General features: G+C 56.2%; 2 protein-coding genes and 1 pseudogene. All 3 read right to left on the bottom strand.

Annotated elements, in window-relative coordinates; all coding sequences use genetic code 11:
- Window positions 1-205: DUF1007 family protein (locus NKJ89_RS35500; RefSeq protein ID WP_352609059.1), on the bottom strand; the 205-nt coding region annotated here is incomplete at its 3' end.
- Between the two features lie 252 nt (window positions 206-457).
- On the bottom strand, window positions 458-985 hold the full coding sequence (locus NKJ89_RS35505) for a hypothetical protein (protein WP_352609060.1): 528 nt from the start codon (window positions 983-985) through the stop codon (window positions 458-460).
- Between the two features lie 667 nt (window positions 986-1,652).
- Window positions 1,653-2,017, bottom strand: a pseudogene (locus NKJ89_RS35510) (hypothetical protein); the annotation flags it as partial.

A 2,017-nucleotide genomic window follows, 5' to 3' on the forward strand; every position in this document is an offset into this window, starting at 1 on the left:
GGTCGGAATTCTTGTCGAATTCCATCAGCACGGTGCTGGAAAAGAGGTCGTCGAAACGCCAGGAATGCCGAAGCGACTTGACCGTCCTGTCTGGGCCGACGGTCAGGTCCAGCTTCGCTTCGGCAAACACATGCGGATGGGCGTTCGCCGCCGCGGCGGAAGCGAGCAACAGCGCCGCGCCTGATACTATGCCTGTCAGCTGCATTTTTCGCTCACATTTCGCTCGTCGATTCCGGCTCAGGTAGAACACCTGCCATCGCAAGCAGGCCGAAATGGGACGGGCCGAAATGCTTGCCGGCCATCTCCCTTGCTTACACAGAGGCAGCTACCCAAGGTCGCCCTTCAGCCAATGGTTGAGCATGATCACCGCGATGCCAGCAAGGATTGCCAGCATTATCATCCAGATGATCTTTTGCCGATCGCTCAATTTCCTGCTCCAGATCGATGCAGAGCATTCCTAGTCCTCGGCGATCGAGCTTGCAATGATCGTGTTCGACGTGATCCGGGACCTCGGGAACGTCAAATGGACAAGCTGTTTTCGATTGTCGGCAATCAATATGTAGAGTTTGGAAACTTGCGCCCCGATTCTGTCCTCGCCGATTTTTACGGCATCCGTCCGTGCAAAGAAACGCTCTTCGAAAGCCGCGCGATCAATGTCGAACAGCATGATCGAGCATGTCTGCACCGCCTTGCCTTTCAATGTAGCTTTTGCCACCGCGATCATAGTTTTGACCGGCATGTCGTTGCCGTTCGTTAGCCATCTTTGGAAGGCATCTACACCGTCGGCCGGAAGCACCGGTGCAGAGGGTTTGCCGGAAAGCGGGCTCCATCCTAGCCGCACAGCAGTGGCGACGGTTCGCTCGAAGTCAGGTCCATGTGCAAGACACGTCCGGTGAAAGGCTTCCACCGCCAGATCGACCTTGTCGGCATAGACCGGCGTCGATGTCAGACATACAGTTGCAACCGCGATCAAGGTCTTCGACATGTCGGTCACACCTCGGGCTGGAAAGTGAGGTAGCTGTTTCATCCGAAAATAGAGTATGAAGCATACTGGTCAAGTGAACGTGTGCGTGCTCCGGAGATCTGCCATCGCGCGAACTAGTTTACCTCGATAAATTCGTCAGGTGCCCGGCCTTAAGCCCAACGTTACAGCCCGTCCACCGAAGCATGGCGCTGCCCTAACAAACTCGAACCCGGATGACTAACGGCGTTGCCTGTTCAGGAGGTATGTTGCGGGAAAACTTTCCACCTGGTGAAGCTTGCATGCGAACCGCTGTCCTGCATATGCTGTGTCAGACTGGAGGTGGGATATGCGCGCACCAGTTATCGTCTTAGCTTTGGGATTGTCGGCATTGGTTGCCGCGAGTCCGGCCAAGGCTCCCACGGACGGCCCAATCTATGGCGCGGATGTAGTGGCCTCGAAGTGCAATGACCCATCCGCTGAGTTTTGCGTTGGATTCCTGGCAGCGGTTTGGTCCCAACTCTACGCCACGGAGACCCATTGCGCACTGCCAGCGGTTAGCATGCGCGATTTGTCGGACATTTACCGTGTCTTTTTGTTGAAAAATCCCGACTTAAACGACGTTCCGGCTTCAATCGCGGTAACCAAAGCGTTTGAGGCCCATACTGGGTGTCCAGGATGGCGTCCGCGTTCAGATGGAGAATAGCTGGAGACCAAAAGGGCTCGAACTGCCCGAACGTGTGGCAGATCCAGCAGGGCTAGCCTGCGATCGGCCTCTCATGTTGCTACGCCTGAAACGGCCATCGCTGCCGTTTGTACCGAGCCGGCAGTCGCTATTAATATTGAGATTGGACCTTTTGGACCCTTCATAACTTGATAGGTCAGCTTCTCGAAAACGCATTGGGGCGCAGAAATACCCATCTTTCAATGACCGGGCGGCGGCCGCTATCGGCCAGATGACAGGCTGCAACGCGAGAATGATCCGGCGGCGTCCCGCTTCGATGCGGGGATCGGGAGAAGGAACGGCCGACAGCAGCGCCTGGCTGTAGGGATGGG

Origin of the sequence: Mesorhizobium sp. M0047 (assembly GCF_040323315.1) — a bacterium.
Lineage (GTDB): Bacteria > Pseudomonadota > Alphaproteobacteria > Rhizobiales > Rhizobiaceae > Mesorhizobium.